Annotated in this window: 16 protein-coding genes; 3 read left to right on the forward strand and 13 right to left on the reverse strand. The window is 66.0% G+C overall.

Annotation, left to right across the window (positions count from 1 at the left end):
* Positions 1 to 154: 154 nt before the first annotated feature.
* Positions 155 to 1,372 carry an MFS transporter gene (locus RXV88_RS01365; RefSeq protein ID WP_316290005.1) on the forward strand — a complete coding sequence of 406 codons (1,218 nt, stop codon included), beginning with the start codon at positions 155 to 157 and terminating at the stop codon, positions 1,370 to 1,372.
* 174 nt (positions 1,373 to 1,546) lie between these two features.
* Here the strand turns inward: RXV88_RS01365 and RXV88_RS01370 are convergent, their stop codons facing one another.
* From RXV88_RS01370 to RXV88_RS01415, 10 genes are all read right to left on the reverse strand, one after another.
* Positions 1,547 to 3,748 carry a 3-hydroxyacyl-CoA dehydrogenase NAD-binding domain-containing protein gene (locus RXV88_RS01370; RefSeq protein WP_316290007.1) on the reverse strand — a complete coding sequence of 734 codons (2,202 nt, stop codon included), beginning with the start codon at positions 3,746 to 3,748 and terminating at the stop codon, positions 1,547 to 1,549.
* Positions 3,749 to 3,866: 118 nt separating this feature from the next.
* On the reverse strand, positions 3,867 to 4,337 hold the full coding sequence (locus RXV88_RS01375; protein ID WP_316290009.1) for a cupin domain-containing protein: 471 nt from the start codon (positions 4,335 to 4,337) through the stop codon (positions 3,867 to 3,869).
* Positions 4,338 to 4,384: 47 nt separating this feature from the next.
* Positions 4,385 to 4,849 (reverse strand): hypothetical protein, encoded by a 465-nt coding sequence (locus RXV88_RS01380; protein WP_316290010.1) that lies wholly within the window; start codon positions 4,847 to 4,849, stop codon positions 4,385 to 4,387.
* A 1-nt stretch (position 4,850) separates the two neighbouring features.
* Complete coding sequence (locus RXV88_RS01385) at positions 4,851 to 6,062, reverse strand: acetyl-CoA C-acetyltransferase (protein WP_316290012.1); 1,212 nt, start codon at positions 6,060 to 6,062, stop codon at positions 4,851 to 4,853.
* A 13-nt stretch (positions 6,063 to 6,075) separates the two neighbouring features.
* Positions 6,076 to 6,714: a glutathione S-transferase gene (locus RXV88_RS01390; RefSeq protein ID WP_316290013.1), complete on the reverse strand. Its 639-nt coding sequence runs from the start codon at positions 6,712 to 6,714 to the stop codon at positions 6,076 to 6,078.
* Positions 6,715 to 7,090: 376 nt separating this feature from the next.
* A complete protein-coding gene (locus RXV88_RS01395; RefSeq protein ID WP_316290015.1) occupies positions 7,091 to 8,215 on the reverse strand; it encodes an acyl-CoA dehydrogenase family protein in 1,125 nt (374 codons plus the stop codon).
* A 23-nt stretch (positions 8,216 to 8,238) separates the two neighbouring features.
* Positions 8,239 to 8,451, reverse strand: coding sequence for a hypothetical protein (locus RXV88_RS01400; RefSeq protein ID WP_316290016.1), 213 nt, complete (start codon positions 8,449 to 8,451; stop codon positions 8,239 to 8,241).
* A gap of 61 nt (positions 8,452 to 8,512) precedes the next feature.
* Positions 8,513 to 10,294: an acyl-CoA dehydrogenase C-terminal domain-containing protein gene (locus RXV88_RS01405; RefSeq protein WP_316290018.1), complete on the reverse strand. Its 1,782-nt coding sequence runs from the start codon at positions 10,292 to 10,294 to the stop codon at positions 8,513 to 8,515.
* Positions 10,295 to 10,329: 35 nt separating this feature from the next.
* Positions 10,330 to 10,734, reverse strand: coding sequence for a MerR family DNA-binding transcriptional regulator (locus RXV88_RS01410; protein ID WP_316290019.1), 405 nt, complete (start codon positions 10,732 to 10,734; stop codon positions 10,330 to 10,332).
* Between the two features lie 275 nt (positions 10,735 to 11,009).
* The gene (locus tag RXV88_RS01415) at positions 11,010 to 12,407 is read right to left on the reverse strand and encodes a 2-isopropylmalate synthase (protein ID WP_316290021.1); all 1,398 of its coding nucleotides are present in this window, start codon (positions 12,405 to 12,407) and stop codon (positions 11,010 to 11,012) included.
* Between the two features lie 160 nt (positions 12,408 to 12,567).
* On the opposite strand from RXV88_RS01415, the gene RXV88_RS01420 reads away from it, so the two are divergent.
* Entirely contained in the window at positions 12,568 to 14,226 is a 1,659-nt protein-coding gene (locus RXV88_RS01420) for an NAD+ synthase (protein ID WP_316290022.1), read from the forward strand.
* Here the strand turns inward: RXV88_RS01420 and RXV88_RS01425 are convergent.
* A complete protein-coding gene (locus tag RXV88_RS01425) occupies positions 14,223 to 14,441 on the reverse strand; it encodes a tautomerase family protein (protein ID WP_316290023.1) in 219 nt (72 codons plus the stop codon). The two genes, RXV88_RS01420 and RXV88_RS01425, sit on opposite strands and share 4 nt — an antisense overlap.
* Positions 14,442 to 14,598: 157 nt before the next feature.
* Between RXV88_RS01425 and RXV88_RS01430 the strand changes: the two genes are divergently transcribed.
* Positions 14,599 to 15,072, forward strand: coding sequence for a phage tail protein (locus RXV88_RS01430; RefSeq protein WP_316290024.1), 474 nt, complete (start codon positions 14,599 to 14,601; stop codon positions 15,070 to 15,072).
* Here RXV88_RS01430 and RXV88_RS01435 read toward each other — a convergent pair.
* Complete coding sequence (locus tag RXV88_RS01435) at positions 15,050 to 15,433, reverse strand: metallopeptidase family protein (RefSeq protein WP_316290026.1); 384 nt, start codon at positions 15,431 to 15,433, stop codon at positions 15,050 to 15,052. The genes RXV88_RS01430 and RXV88_RS01435 overlap by 23 nt on opposite strands.
* 99 nt (positions 15,434 to 15,532) lie before the next feature.
* Positions 15,533 to 16,465, reverse strand: coding sequence for an MBL fold metallo-hydrolase (locus RXV88_RS01440; RefSeq protein ID WP_316290028.1), 933 nt, complete (start codon positions 16,463 to 16,465; stop codon positions 15,533 to 15,535).
* Positions 16,466 to 16,491 lie beyond the last annotated feature (26 nt).

Genomic DNA, 16,491 nt, shown 5'->3' on the forward strand with positions numbered 1-16,491 from the left:
AAAACATACGGTCTTGACGCGAGGACCGGCTTCACGTTCAGCCATTACGTGACTATCTTTCGGGAAAGGCGCGACATTCCGTGCCCGTGTCAGATCCCACCGACGCCAGCGGCCCGCCACGGTGTCCCTTTCCCCGAAACGAGGAGACGCCCGCATGGCCAACGCCCTTCTGCGCAGAAACCGGAACTTTCGCCTGCTCTTCGGCGCGGGTGCGCTGACCAATCTCGGCGACGGGCTGGTCCTGCTGGCGTTGCCGTGGCTCGCCACGCTGATGACCCGGGATCCGGTGGCCATAGGCGCCGTCGCCGCGGCCACGCGGCTGCCCTGGCTGCTCTTCGCGATTCCGGCAGGCGTGATCGTCGACCGGTCGAACCAGCGCAGCCTGATCGCCCGCGCCGACCTGCTGCGCAGTGCGATCGTGGTCACCATCATGGCGCTGGCGCTCGGCGATCCGGGGCCGGGCGCGATCTGGGTGCTGGCGGGGCTGGCCTTCCTTCTGGGCGCGGCGGAGGTGCTGCGGGACAACGCCGCGCAGACCATCCTGCCCGCCATCGTCGACCCGGCCGATCTCGAAGCTGCGAACGGCCAGATGTGGAGCACCGAGCAGCTGACCGGCCAATTCGTCGGCCCGCCCCTGGCCGGGGTGCTGATCGCGATGGGTGTGGGCATTCCCTTCGGTCTCGACGCCGCGTTGCTTGTCCTTGCGGCGGGGCTGGTCTGGATGATCACGCTGCCGCCGCAGGTCCGCGTGCCGACGGGCTTTCTGTCGGCGCTGAAACAGGGGATTGCATTCATGCGCGGCGATGCGATCCTGCTGCGGCTGGCGGTGGTGTTGGGCATCGCCAATTTCCTGGCGACGGCCACGATCACCGTCCAGGTGCTTTTCGCCCAAGAGGTCCTTGGCCTGTCGGCGGCAGCATACGGCATGGTGCTCTCAGTCGGCGCGGCGGGCGCGATCACCGGCAGCCTGGCCGCGCCGACGCTGACCCGGAGTTTGGGGCGGCAGGCGTGCCTGTTGGCATCCATCGGCATCTGGGGGATCGGCTATGGCCTGATCGGGCTGAGCGCGAACGGCTATGTGATGGCGCTGTCGCTCTTCGCGATCATGACCGCGGCGATGGTCTGGAACGTGATTACCGTGTCCTGGCGCCAGCGCCGCATCCCGGCCGAGCTTCTGGGGCGGGTGAACAGCATCTACCGCTTCTTCGGCTGGGGGTCGATGCCGCTCGGTGCCCTGGCGGGCGGCATCGTCGTCGCCACGCTGGAGCCGGAACTCGGCCGCGACATGGCGCTGCGGGCGACCTTCCTGCTGGCCAGCCTGAGCTGTCTCGCGCTGCTGATCTACGCGCTCTTCCGCCTCCGGCTCGACTGATCCGGCGATGAAAAGCGGGGCCGGTCCGTCAGGACCGGCCCCCCGGGGCGGCGCGGCGAAGCCGCGGCGCAACACCCTCAGGCATTCTCCAGCCAAAGCCGAACCATGGATGAAAAGCGGGCCGGTCCGTCAGGACCGGCCCCGGGCGACGCGGCGCAGCCGCGGCGCAATACCTCAGGCGGCTGCGGCGGTCTTTTGGCCGAAACGGCCGTAAAAGCTCTGACCTTTCTCCGCCATCTCGCGCAGCAGGTCCGGGCAGGCGAAGCGCGGGCCGTAGGCGGCGGCCAGCTCGTCACAGCGTTCGGCGGCATAGGGCGCGCCGATCATATCGAGCCACGAGAACGGCCCGCCCGACCATGGCGCAAAGCCCCAGCCCAGGATCGCGCCCACGTCGCCTTCGCGGATGTCCATCAGCACACCCTCTTCCAGCGCGCGCACGGCCTCGAGGCATTGCACCATCAGCAGGCGGTGCTGCACCTCGGTGACCGAGGGCTGATCGGCGGCTTGCGGGTATTTCGCCTGCACCGTGGCGCTCAGACCGGTGCGCTTGCCCTTGTCGTCGTAATCGTAGAACCCGGCCTTGGCCTTGCGACCCAGACGGCCCTCGCCCTCCATCCAAAAGATCACCTCGTCCACCGCGCCGTCGGGATAGGCGTCGCCCATCGCCGCCTTGGTGGCGCGGGCGATCTTGGCGCCGAGGTCGATCGAGGTCTCGTCCACCAGCTGCAGCGGGCCCAGCGGCATGCCGATAATCTTGGCGGCGTTTTCCACCAGCGCGGGGGCGACGCCCTCGGACACCAGGCGCATGCCCTCGTTGATATAGGGGATGATGCAGCGGTTGGCGTAGAAGAAGCGCGCGTCGTTGACCACGATGGGCGTCTTGCGGATCTGACGCACGAAATCCAGCGCCTTGGCCACCGCGCGGTCGCCGGTGCCGCGGCCCTTGATGATCTCGACCAGCATCATCTTCTCGACCGGGCTGAAGAAGTGGATGCCGATGAATTGCTCGGCGTTCTTCGACGCCTTGGCCAGCTCGCTGATCGGCAGGGTCGAGGTGTTGGTGGCAAAGATACAGTCGGCATCCGTCACCGCGTCGACGGCCTTGGTCACCTCGGCCTTGATCTTGGGGTCTTCGAAGACCGCCTCGACGATCAGGTCGCAGCCTTTCAGGTCGTCGTAGTCGGTGGTGGCGTGGATGCGGCCCAGCACCGCTTCCTTCTTCTCGGGCGTGGCCTTTTTGCGGGCGATGCCCTTGTCCATGAAGCTTTCGGTATAGGCCTTGCCCTTGTCCGCCGCCGCCTGGTCGCGGTCGAGCAGAACCACCTCGATCCCAGCCTGCGCGCTGACCAGCGCGATGCCCGCGCCCATCATGCCCGCGCCCAACACGCCCACCTTCCTGACCCGCTGGTCGGCGACGTCCGCAGGGCGCACGGCACCCTTTTCAAGCGCTTCCTTGTTGATGAAGAGCGAGCGGATCATCGCCCCCGACGAAGGGTTCATCAGCACGTTGGTGAACCAGCGCGCCTCGATCTTGAGCGCGGTGTCGAAGGGCACCAAAGCGCCCTCGTAGACCGCCGAAAGCAGCGCCTTGGCCGCCGGGTAGACGCCCTTGGTCTTGCCGTTGACCATGGCCGATGCGCCCACGAAGGTCATGAAGCCCGCCGGGTGATAGGGCGCGCCGCCGGGCATCTTGTAGCCCTTGGCGTCCCAGGGTTTGACCAGATCGGCATCCTTGGCGTTCAGCACCCACTCGCGCGCCGCCGCCACCGGATCGGCGGCGATCTCGTCCACGAGGCCCGCCTTCTGCGCCGCGATCGGATCGCTCAGCTTGCCCTCCAGCAGGAAAGGCGAGGCGGTCATCGCGCCCATCTTGCGCACCAGCCGGGTGGTGCCGCCCGCGCCGGGGAAGATGCCGACCATGATCTCGGGCAGGCCGATCTTGGCCTTGGGATTGGGCGCGGCGAAAATGCGGTGCGTCGAGAGCGGGATTTCCAGCCCGATCCCCAGCGCCGTGCCGGGCAGGGCGGTGGCGATGGGCTTGCCACCCTTGAGCGTCTTGGGGTCCATGCCCGCGCGCTCGATCTTGCGCATGATGCGGTGGGCGTTCATGATCCCCTCGAAGAGACCGCGCGCCGGATCGTCGCCCGCCATCTCCTTCATCCGCGCGATGACGTTCAGGTCCATCCCGCCGGCAAAGCTGTCCTTGCCCGAGGTGATCACCACGCCCTTGACGGCCTCGTCGGCCAGCGCGTCGTCGATCAGCCCTTCCAGCACGTCCCACGCCTCGAGCGTCATGACGTTCATGGATTTGCCGGGCACGTCCCAGGTGATGATGGCGACGCCGTCGTCGTCCTTTTGCATGGTGAAATCGGTCATGTGTCGTCTCCGGATAGATCAGGATGAAGGCCGGTCCGGCGGTGCGGTCTCGGCGCGTTGGGGAAGGCGCCCGCGCCCCGGCCCCGGCTGGGGCAGGGCGGCTGTGGCGCGAATGGGGTCATGACGCGGGCTCGATGTCCGAGCCGTCGCGGCGGGTGAAGGTCAGGCCGGTGGCATCCATCGCCACCTTCATGTCGTGGTCCGAATACCAGGCGGTTTCGGTTTCGGTTCGGGTGCCGACCACGACAAAGCTGCCCGGCGTCTCGGACAGGTTGACGATATGGTGCCCGTTGCGGTCGCCCGCCGGGAAGGCGGCGCAGTCGCCCGCGTGCAGCGGCGTGTCGCCGTGATCGTCGCGCAGGGTCAGCGTGCCTTCGGTCACGACCAGGAATTCGTCCTGGGTTTCATGCCAGTGGCGCAGCGATGACTTGGCCCCCGGTTCCAGCCGCACGAGGTTGACCCCGAATTGCGTCAGCCCCGCGGGATCGCCCAGCCGGACCTGGCTGCGGCCCTCCATCTCGCGGTCGAGCGGCGCGGGATAGCCGGACCCGGTTTTGACGGGCAGCGCCTGGATGTCGATCTTGGGCATGGGTCGGTTCCTTATTTGGTCGGCCAGGGGCCGCGCGTGGTGAGTGCTCAGCTGGCGTCGGGCGATTGGATCCTGGCGCGGTCGCGCAGGTTGGCGGGGCTCAGGACGGTGCAATCTGAATTCCGGACGTCCGAGGTGATGGTCATGCCTTTCCAAACGCCGTCCCGCAGCTCGAGGGTCATGTCGCTCTGCCAAGGGGGCACGGCGTAGTGGCCGCCGCGCAGGACATAGGTGGTGTGGCGGCCTTCGATCCGGGTGTCGTCGCCCGCCAGATAGGCCGCGCGCTGGCAGATACGGTGATATCCGGTGGCGCCCATTGTCTGCAGGCTGTCGCGGAAATGCGTGAGGGTGGTCAACAGGTCGGCATTGTCGTCGAACCGAAGCCTGGCGTCTTTCGTCGCCATGACGTTGGGCAGGCCGAGCATGTCCGCAACCGCGGCAAAATCCCGGACCCACAGCGCGCGGGACAACCGGTCGAGGTGGTCCTGATAGATGTCCTGCGCGCTTTGCATGTCAGACCCGCTCGATGATGGTGGCCGCGCCCATGCCGCTGGCGATGCAGAGCGTCGCCAGCCCGGTGCCCTTGCCCGAGCGCTCGAGCTCGTCCAGCAGCGTCCCGATGATGATCGCCCCGGTCGCGCCCAGCGGATGGCCCATCGCGATAGAGCCGCCGTTGACGTTGACCTTGTCGCTGTCCACATCGAAGGCCTGCATAAAGCGCAGAACCACGCTGGCGAAGGCCTCGTTCACCTCGAAGAGATCGATGTCCGAGATGGACATGCCGGTCTCGGCGAGGATCTTTTCGGTCACCGGAACGGGGCCGGTCAGCATGATGGTGGGATCGGTGCCGATCTTGGCGGTGGCCCTGATGCGAGCGCGGGGCTTGAGCCCGTGCTTTTCGCCAAAGGCCTTGTTGCCCACCAGAACCGCAGCCGCGCCATCGACGATGCCCGAGCTGTTGCCGGCGTGGTGGATGTGGTTGATCCGCTCCAGATGCGGGTATTTCATCAGCGCGATGGCGTCGAAGCCGGGCATCATCTCGCCCATCTGCTGAAAGCTGGGGTTGAGGGCGCCCAGCGACTGCATGTCGGTGCCCGGGCGCATGTATTCGTCGTGATCCAGGATCGGCAGGCCGTTCTGGTCGCGCACGGTGATGATGGATTTCGCAAAGCGGTTGTCGTCCCAGGCGGCCTTGGCGCGGCGCTGCGATTCCACCGCCAGCGCATCGGCGTCGTCGCGGGTAAAGCCGTATTCGGTGGCGATCAGATCGGCGCTGATGCCCTGCGGCACGAAATAGGTTTCCATCGCAACCGAGGGATCGACGGCGATCGCCGCCCCGTCGCTGCCCATGGCCACGCGGCCCATCATCTCGACACCGCCGGCGATATAGGCCTCGCCCGCGCCGCCGCGCACCTGGTTGGCGGCCAGGTTCACCGCCTCCATTCCGCTGGCGCAGAAGCGGTTGATCGCGAGGCCGGGGATGGATTCGTCGAGGTCCGAGGCCAGAACGGCCGTGCGCGCCAGGCAGCCGCCCTGTTCGCCGACCTGGGTGACGTTGCCCCAGATCACGTCCTCGACGGCGTGACCGTCAAGCCCGTTGCGCTCTTTCACGGCGTTCAGCGTCAGCGCGCTGAGCCGCGCGCTGGTCACCTCGTGCAACGCGCCGTCCTTGCGGCCCTTGCCGCGCGGGGTGCGCACCGTGTCGTAGATATAGGCGTCTTGCATGGTCTTTCCTTCCTCAGGCCCGGTCCGCGGGGGAGCCGGGCATCAAATCGTACGGATGTTTCCAGCCGTCGAGCGACTGGATGTTGCTCAGCCAGCGGTCGATCTCGGGCCAGTCGCCGCGGTCGAAGCCGAAGGGCTCGGGGTAGAAGAGGTAACCGCAGCAGCTGAAATCGGCGTTGGTCGGCCCGTCGCCGACGATCCAGTCGCGGCCCTCGAGATGCGCGTTCAAAATGCCGTAGGCGGCCTTGAGCCGCCCTTGCGAGAAGGCGATCACCTCGGCCGGCCGCTTGTCCTCGGGCAGGAAGTTCATCAGGAACCGCGTCATGCCGGCCTGGCTGGACAGCTTGTGATTGTCCCAGAACACCCAGCGCATGACCTCGCGCGCCTCTTCCGCGGTGGCTCCGCCGAACTTGCCGGACTTTTCGGTAATGTACATCTGGATCACGCCCGATTGGGTCAGCCGCGTGTCGCCGTCCACCAGAACCGGGGCCTCGCCCATCGGGTTCACATTCTCGCGATATTCAGGCGTTCTCGTTTCGCCGTTGAAAAAGTCGACCTTGCGGGCCGTCCAGTCCAGACCGGACAGCTCCAGCGGCAGGGCCGCCTTGTAGGCGTTGCCGGATTCGCCGAAGCAGTAAAGTTCGATGGTCATTTAGATGCCCCTCCCAAGGCGCCGCTGTCACGGTCCGGAGCGGGGGTTTCACACCCCCGCACCCCCGTGGAGTATTTTTCCCAAGAAGAAGCAGGGAAGAGTTGCTCCCCTAACCTCATGTTAACCCAGAGTTGGTTGACTCGGTTCCGTGGTACAGGCTGGAGAGCCGATGGCCATCCAAGGAGAAGCCCCGCGGCCCCGCCTGCGTTCCGTCTGACGGTCGGGCCGGGCGGCGGGGTGGACCGGCCGCTGCCCGCGCTGTCATTCTGGGTCCGATGCCCGGTCCGCTCTTCTTCTTGGTGGAAATACTCCACGGGGGTGCGGGGGTGTGAAACCCCCGCTCCTGCCGACAGCATCCGGGAACGCGCCCCGATCCTCACAGCGTCCTCGCAATCAGCTCTTTCATGATCTCGTTGGTGCCGCCGTAGATCCGCTGCACCCGCGCGTCGGCCCACATTTCGGCCACGGCGTATTCCTGCATGAAACCATAGCCGCCGTGCAGCTGGACGCAGTCGTCCAGCACCTCGCCCTGCGTGTCGGTCAGCCAGTATTTCGCCATGGCTGCCTTTTCGACCGTCAGCTTTCCCTCAAGGTGCTCGGCCATGCACTCGTCGAGAAAGGCGCGCGCCACGGCGGTCTTGGTCGCGCATTCGGCCAGCTTGAAGCGGGTGTTCTGAAACTGCGTCAGCGGCCCGCCGAAGGCCTCGCGTTCCTTGCAATAGGCGATGGTGCGCTCGAGAGCGCCTTCCATCGCGCCGATGGCACCGCAGCCGATGATCAGCCGTTCCTGAGGCAGCTGGTTCATCAGCTGGTAAAAGCCCCGGCCCTCTTCCTCGCCCAGGATGTTCTCGGGCGGAATCGCCACGTTGTCGAAGAACAGCTCGGACGTGTCCGCGGCGTGCAGCCCGACCTTCTCCAGGTTGCGGCCGCGCTGGAACCCCTCTGCTCCGTCGGTCTCCACCACCACCAGCGACACGCCCTTGGCGCCTTCGGACGGGTCGGTCTTGGCGGCGACCACGATCAGGTTGCCGTGCTGGCCGTTGGTGATGAAGGTCTTTTGCCCGGACAACCGGTAGGCATTGCCCTCGCGCAGTGCGCGGGTCCTGATGCGCTGCACGTCCGACCCGGTCGAGGGTTCGGTCATCGCCAGCGCGCCCACCAGTTCGCCCGTGACCATACGCGGCAGCCAGCGCCGCTTCTGGTCCTCGGTGCCGTAAGCCAGGATGTAATGCGCGACGATGCCGGAATGGATGCCGTGCCCCCAGGAGGCCAGGTTGGCGCGCGCCGCCTCGATCAGGATCACCGCCTCGTGGCCGAAATCGCCGCCCACACCGCCGTATTCCTCGGGGATCGACGGGCAGAGCAGGCCAAGCTTGCCGGCCTGGGCCCAGATTTCGCGGTCCATCTCGCCCTGACGGCGCCACTTGGCGAAAAGCGGCTGCCATTCGGTCTCGATGAAGCGGGCGGTCATCTCGCCCAGCATCCGGTGGTCTTCTGTCATCCAGCGCGACGGCATGGATCCCCCTATGTCTTGCGTGACTCGAGTTCGGCGTTGAAGAGACGCAGGCGATGGGCCAGCGCGTCGCTGTCGGTGACGCTGTCGAAATGCTCGAAGAGAAACGACAGCGCTTCGCCTTCGTCCAGCCCGGCCTGCCCGGCAAACCGCCTGAGTCCGCGATAGCCGTCCTCGGTCATCGCGACGGGAAAGCGGCGGGTCAGGCGAAAGCGTTTGGGCATGGGCGGACGGCTCCTCTTGATCGTGACGGTGTAGGGTGCGCATTCACTGCGCACCTTTCCATCAGAAATTCGCGGCGTCGAGGGCCATCACCGGCTCCCCGCCCGACCGGATGCGCGCCAAGTGCGTACCGGTCACCGGCAGATGCCGCGCCATGTAATAGCGCCCGGTGGCCAGCTTGGTCTCGTAGAACGCCGCATCTCCCGCACCTTCTGCAAGCGCGGCCTTCGCGGCCAGCGCCATGCGTGCCCACATCAGACCCATGCAGACCTGCCCGAAAAGGTGCATGAAATCATACGACCCCGACAGCGCGTTGTTGGGGTTCTTCATGCCCTCGGACATGAAATACATCCCCGCCGCCTGCAAATCCTTCGAGGCCGCCTTGAGCGGCTCGAGGAACTGCGCGTCGAACTCGGCATCCTGACCCTTGGTCTCGGCGACAAAGCTCTTGACCATCTCGAAGAAGGCCATGACGTGCTTGCCGCCGTCCTGACCCAGCTTGCGGCCTACCAGATCCAGCGACTGAACCCCGTTGGTGCCTTCGTAGATCATGGTGATGCGCGCATCGCGCACAAATTGCTCGAGCCCCCATTCGCGGGTGAAACCCGATCCGCCCAGGGTCTGCTGCGCCAGCACCGTGGTCTCGAAGCCCTTGTCGGTCAGGAACCCCTTGATGACCGGGGTCATCAACGAAATCAGCCCTTCGGCTTCTGCGTCGCCGGTACGGTGCGAGCGGTCGATCAGCGAGGCGCCCCAGAAGGTGAAGGCCCGCGCGCCTTCGACAAGGGCCTTCTGGTCCATCAGGTTCCGGCGCACGTCGGGGTGCACGATGATCGGGTCTGCGGGCTTGTCGGGGGCGGCGACGCCGGTCACGTCGCGGCCCTGCAGACGGTCCTGCGCAAAGCCAAGCGCGTTCTGGTAGGCCACGGCCCCCTGCGCGTAACCCTGCAGGCCGACACCCAGCCGGGCCTCGTTCATCATGGTGAACATGGCGCGCATGCCCTTGTGCGGCTCGCCCACCAGGAAACCGGTCGCGCCGTCGTAATTCATCACGCAGGTGGCGTTGCCGTGGATGCCCATCTTCTTTTCCAGCCCGCCGCAGGACAGGCTGTTGCGGTCGCCAAGCGAGCCATCTTCGTTCACCATAAACTTCGGCACGATGAAGAGGCTGATGCCCTTTACGCCCTCGGGCGCGTCCGGCAGTTTCGCCAGCACCAGGTGGATGATGTTGTCGCACATGTCGTGTTCGCCGGCCGAGATCCAGATCTTCTGCCCGCTGATCGCATAGCTGCCGTCGCCGTTGGGCACGGCCTTGGTCCGGATCAGGCCCAGATCGGTGCCGCAATGCGGCTCGGTCAGGTTCATGGTGCCGCCCCATTCGCAGGTCACCATCTTGGGCAGATACATCCGTTTCTGCGCGTCCGAGCCATGGGCGTGGATGGCGTTATAGGCGCCGTGCGTCAGGCCCTGGTACATGTTGAACGCCATGTTGGCCGAGCTGAACATCTCGCCCACGGCGGTCTGGATCAGATAGGGCAGGCCCTGGCCGCCGTATTCCGGATCGCAGTCGAGCGCGGTCCAGCCGCCGTCGCGCACCTGGTCGAAGGCCTCTTTGAAGCCCTTGGGCGTGCGCACCACGCCGTTTTCCAGCGTGCAGCCTTCTTCGTCGCCCACCGGGTTCAGCGGGGCCAGCACGTTTTCGGCCAGCTTCGCCGCCTCGTCGAGGATCGCCTCGGTCGTGTCGCGGTCAAGCTCTTCATAGCCGGGGATGCCGGCCTCGGCGATCTTGAGAACGTCGTGCAGAACGAACTGCATATCCTTGGTGGGAGCGCGATAGGTCGGCATGTGTCTCTCCGTCGGTCAGGGGGCCGGGGCCGGGGTTACCCGGCGGCCTTCTTGGTCTGGGTCATCGAGGCGATCATCTTCTCGCCCCACTTCATCTGGTCTTTCAGCTCTTCGATGGCGACGTTCAGCTCGTCGCGCTGGCGCATCATGTCGTCCAGCCGCTGCTGCGCGAGTTCGTAGGTCTTGACCATCTGCGTCTGCTGCTGGTCGCCCATGTGATAGAGGTCGAGCAGCTGGCGGATGTCCTCGAGGCTGAAGCCAAAGCGCTTGCCGCGCAGGATCAGCTTGAGCCGCGCCCGGTCGCGCTTGGAATAGAGCCGCTTCTGGCCTTCACGTTTCGGAAAGATCAGTTCCTTGGATTCGTAAAAGCGCAGCGTGCGCGGGGTCACCTCGTAGGCGTCGCACATTTCGCGGATCGTCATGATGCGGTCTTCGGTCATAGGTCAGGTCTCACTTCGGCAGAGTCGTGCTCAAGCGATGCGTGTTCCGGCCCCGTGATACAACTTCCATTTACGTTGACGTAAGTCATACGTCGCGTCACTTTTGGGGTGACGTAAGATCATGTCGCGTCAAGCGGCGATCGGGCAAAGAATATTTATCTCAAACGCCCCGGCGGCCGCGGCGCCGGTATGGAATACCATACCAGGCTGCTGGGAAGGACGCGCCCCGGGGCGCGCGAATCGCGATGTTTTGGGGCCGCGCGGATCCTGCGGGTTCAGCCGTCGGAAAGCGCGCCGTTGACCCATTCGCCGCTGGCCTCTTCGCCGGTGGCATAGCGCATGGTGCCCTGACCCTGCCGCTTGCCGTCCTTGAAGGTGCCCTCGTAGACGTCGCCGTTGGCGTAGGTCGCGGTGCCCTGGCCGTTGATCTCGCCATTCTCCCATTCGCCGGAATAGCGAAAGCCCTCGGCCATCACGATCTCGCCCTCGCCGTGGCGTTTGCCGTCGCGGAATTCGCCGGTATAGACCGTGCCGTCGGGATAGGTGGCGGTGCCCTGTCCGTGTCGCTGGCCGTCCAACCATTCGCCTTCGTACTTGTAGCCGTCGGCATAGGTCATCACGCCGTAGCCGTGATTGCGGGCGTTCTTGAAGCCGCCCTCGTAGGTCAGCCCGTTGGGATAGGTGGCCACACCCTGACCGTCGATCACCCCGTCGACCCAGTCGCCCTCGAAGGTCGAACCGTCGGGATAGGTGATCTTGCCCTTGCCGTTGGCCAGATCGCCGCGGAACTGGCCTTCGTAGACCGATCCGTCGGGATAGGTGACGCGGCCCTGGCCCTCGATCTGGCCGGCCACCCAGTTGCCGGTGTAGCGATAGCCGTCGGCCCCGATGAAGGTGCCCTGGCCCTGGCGCTGGTCATCCTCGAAGTCGCCTTCGTAGATGTCGCCGTTGACATAGGTCACCTTGCCGGTGCCCTGGCGGCGGCCGGCGACCAGCTCGCCTTCGTAGACGTCGCCGTTGGGTTGGGTCAGCTTGCCCACGCCGTCGATCTGGCCGTCGCGCCACATGCCTTCGTAGATCAGCCCGTCGGGCATCGTCAGCTTGCCCTGACCTTCGCGCGCGCCGCCCGCGACGCGGCCCTCGTAGACCGACCCGTCGGGATAGCTGATGCGGCCGTTGCCGTCCTTGACGCCGTTCACCCAGTCGCCTTCGTAGACATAGCCGTTGGGGCTGGTCATGGTGCCGCGCCCGTGGTGCAGCGCATTGCGGAACGACCCCTCGTAGCGCACCCCGTTGGCGTAGATCGCCACGCCCTGGCCGGTGATCTTGCCGTCCAGCCAGCTGCCCTCGTAGGTGCCGCCGTCGGCAAAGATGATCTTGCCGATGCCCTCGGGCTTGCCCTTGGCGAACTGGCCCTCATAGACCGACCCGTTGGGAAAGCGCGCCACGCCGTCGCCGCGGATCTCGCCCTCGACCCAGCCGCCGGTGTATTCGTAGCCGTTGGGCAGCCGGTAGGTGCCGGTGCCGTGCTGCAGGCCGTTCTGGAAGGTGCCCTCGTAGACGCCGCCGTCGTCGTATTGCTTGGTGACGATGTCGCTGTCCTGCGCCAGCGCCGGTGCGCCGAACGCAAGGCCGAGCGCCAGAGAAATGCGGATCGCGGTGCCTGCTGTCATGATGCCCGTTCTGCCCAGCGGTTGGGCCATAGCTGCCTGGTTGGGCCAAAAGTTAAAGGAGCAGGCGGGCCGGGGCAACGTCTTTTGGCGGCATCCGCTTTCCCTCGGGCGTGGTTCTGCTATTTGGGCGGTGTCACGCAACGACGAAAGGGCAGAGCGCATGGCAGACAGCTTTCGCGTCACTCTGGCACAGCTGAACCCGACGGTGGGCGACCTTGCCGGCAACGCCGCCAAGGCCCGCGACGCCTGGGAACAGGGCAAGGCGGCAGGGGCCGACCTTGTTGCGCTGCCCGAGATGTTCATCACCGGCTACAACGCCCAGGACCTGGTGAGGAAGCCCGCCTTCCACATCGCCGCCATCGAGGCGGTGCGCGCGCTGGCCGCCGATTGCGCCGACGGGCCGGCGCTGGCCATCGGCGGGCCCTGGGTCGAGGGTGCGGGGCTTTACAACGCCTATTTCATCTGCAGTGGCGGGCGGATCGTGTCGACCACGCTCAAGCACCATCTGCCCAACGAGACCGTGTTCGACGAGGTGCGTATCTTCGACGCTGGCCCGCTGGGCGGGCCCTATGCCGTGGGCAACACCCGTATAGGCAGCCCGATCTGCGAGGACGCCTGGCACGAGGACGTGGCCGAAACCCTGGCCGAGACGGGGGCCGAGTTCCTGATCGTGCCCAACGGCTCGCCCTATTACCGGGGCAAGTTCGAAACCCGGCTCAACCACATGGTGGCGCGGGTTGTCGAGACCGGTCTGCCGCTGATCTATCTCAACATGGTCGGCGGGCAGGACGATCAGGTCTTTGACGGCGGGTCGTTCGTGCTGAACCCGCACGGCCAGATCATGGCCCAGCTTCCGGTCTTCGAGGAATGCGTGGCCCATATCGACCTGGAACGCGGCCCCGACGGCTGGCGCGCGCTGCAGGGCCCGTTCACCGAACATCCCGACCTGATGGAGCAGGATTACCACGTCATGGTGCTGGCCTTGCGCGACTATTGCCGCAAGACCGGGTTCGGCAAGGTGCTGCTGGGGCTATCGGGGGGCATCGACTCGGCGCTGGTCGCCACGATCGCCGTGGATGCGCTGGGCGCCGACAACGTGCGCTGCGTGATGCTGCCCTCGGAATACACCTCGCAGCACAGCCTCGACGATGCCGAGGCCTGCGCCAAGGCGCTGGGGGTGCATTACGATTTCGTGCCCATCGCGCAGGGCCGCGCCGCGATCACCGCCACGCTCGAGCCGCTCTTCAAGGGGCTGGCCCCCGACCTGACCGAGGAAAACATACAGTCCCGCCTGCGCGGCCTCTTGCTGATGGCGATGTCCAACAAGTTCGGCGAGATGCTGCTGACCACCGGCAACAAATCCGAGGTCGCGGTGGGTTACGCCACGATCTACGGCGACATGGCGGGCGGCTACAATCCGATCAAGGACATGTACAAGACCCGCGTCTTCGACTGCTGCCGCTGGCGCAACGCGCATCATGGCGACTGGATGATGGGCCCGGCGGGCGCCGTGATCCCCGAGCGGATCATATCCAAGCCGCCCTCGGCCGAGCTGCGCGCGGATCAAAAGGACAGCGACTCGCTGCCCGATTATCCGGTGCTCGACGGCATCCTGCATATCCTGATCGACGACGACGGCAGTATCGAGGATTGCGTCGCGGCGGGATATGACCGCGCCGACGCCAAGAAGGTCGAACAGTTGATCTATGTCAGCGAATACAAGCGGTTCCAGTCCGCCCCCGGCGCGCGCCTGTCCAAACGCGCCTTCTGGCTCGACCGGCGCTATCCCATCGTCAACCGCTGGCGCGACGGAAGCTAACCGCGCGCCCGCATCGCCAGCGCGTCCTCGGTCGTCAGCGCCGCACCGCCGTAGCCCCAGCTGCCGCTTCGCACCTCGTGGATGCGGACCGAGGTGTTGGCGCGCAGGGTCTCGCCCGCCACAGCGCCAAAGCCCTCGGTGACCTTGGCGATGATCGCGCGCTTTTCCTCGTCCGAGAACACGCCTTCCAGAACCTGAATGTCGATGGCGGGCATGGGGTTCTCCCTGTCTGATGCATCTTGCTTAAGCATAGGCGGTGCGGCACGGCACGCAAACCCCGCCGCAACGCACGAAGATGTTGCGCGATCCCGCAAAGGTAGAGAGAATGTGCCAGGGGTCTAGCAACAGCAGAACGGTCCCGAGGATAAGGTCATGAGCACCAGTTACCCGCCGGTTGCCTTTTCTTTCGAACTGCGGCTGATCGAAAGCCGTACCGCCGATGCCGCCTTTCAAGAGGTTTCGGGCCTTCAGGCACATCTCGACAGCGAGGTGCTGGCAAACGGCGGAGAGCAAGAGCTGCAGCATCGACTGCCCCGCGCGCCCCGGCCGCAGAACGTGACGCTCAAGCGCGGTGTGATCGGCGCGGGCTCAGACCTGTCGGACTGGATCCGCGCGACGCTCGAGAGTGGCATGAACGCCCCGATCCGGCCGCGCGGTCTGATCCTCTCGCTTCTGGATACCAGGGCGACGCCGGTCATGAACTGGGAACTCGGCACCGCCTATCCGGTCCATGTTGAATTCTCCGGCATGCCGACCGTCGGCGAAAAGGACGATGTCGCGGTGGAAACGCTCGAATTCGCCTATCAGACCATCCGCCGGCCTCTCACTCCCACCAACGGTCGATAGCGGCGATGTCGTCGTCGGACCAGCCGAAGTGGTGGGCGAATTCGTGCACCGTGACATGGGCGATCAGATCGTCCAGCGCCACGTCGCCCCGGTCGCGCCACTCCGCCAGAATCGGCTCGCGGAAGAGCCAGACAACGTCGGGATAGGGCGAGGGATCGCTTAGCGCCTTTTCGGTCAACGGCACACCGTCGTAAAGCCCGGTCAGCTCTGCGGGATCGTCGATGCCCATGTCGCGCAGGATGTCGTCGGGGGGCCAGTCCTCGACCCGCAGCAGCACCGTCCGCGCCGCCTGGCGGAAGGGGGCGGGGAAGGCGGCGACGGCGGCCTCCGCCACCCGAATGAAGCTTGCCGAATCTGTCATGTCGTCACTTTGCGCCAGCCTCGGGCGCAACGGCAAGGCGGGCGCGGCCGTCAGGCCGCGCCCGCCCCCGGGCGACGCGCGTCAGCGCGGCGCAATCCCTCAGCCCATCAGCAGCTGATAGCTGTGCGGCACATAGTGGAACCCGTCGCCCCGCGCTTGGGCAAAGCCGACGCCGGGGAAAGGCATGTGGTAGCCGACGAAGGGCACACGGTCCGCGGCCAGCATGCCCAGCATCCTGCGTCGCGTCGCGGCGGCGGCGGCCTTGTCCATGTCAAAGCGCACTTCCCAGTCGGGCTTGGCCAGCGACCAGACGTAGTGGTTGGCCAGGTCCGCGGCCAGCATCAGCTGCTGCCCGTCGCTTTCCAGCATATAGCCCATGTGGCCCGGCGTGTGGCCGAAGGCGGCCACACCGGTCACGCCCGAGGTCACCGCGCCGCCATCGCCGATGAAGGTCGTCTTCTCGGCCAGCGGCTTGACGTTGGCGTTGAAGCCTTCGTTGTCCATCTTGGACCAGGCGTCGAATTCCACCTGGCCGGTGACATAGGCCGCATTGGCAAAGGTCGGTGTGCCGTCGGTCATCAGCCCGCCGATGTGGTCTCCGTGCATGTGGGTGATCACCACATGGGTCACCTGATCGGTGGTGTAGCCCGCGGCCTCGACGGCGGCGGCGATGCCCGCACCGTTCAGGCCGGTGTCAAAGAGGATCAGCTCCGCCCCGGTGTTGACCAGCGTGGGCGTGAAGAAGAAATGCGCCTTGTCGCTGGGGATTAACGCGTCCTGCGACACCTGCGCAAAGGTGTCGGCATCGACATTCATGCCAAAGATGTTCTGGGGCTCTTCCACGGTCCGCGCGCCCGCCAGCAGTGTCGTCACCTCGAACCCGCCCAGCATGAAGCGATTGGTGCGCGGCAGCTTCATGCCCTGCATCTCGGCGCCGTGTCCGGCGGCGCGGGCCAGACCGGCACCGGCAAAGGGCAGGGCTGCGGCTCCGGCCAGGGCGGCGCGGCGGGTCAGGGAAAGGCTGTCTGTCATGTGTTTCGTCCTCGCTTTCATTCGGT

The sequence above is a fragment of the Aestuariicoccus sp. MJ-SS9 genome (genome assembly GCF_032586235.1).
Lineage (GTDB): Bacteria > Pseudomonadota > Alphaproteobacteria > Rhodobacterales > Rhodobacteraceae > Aestuariicoccus.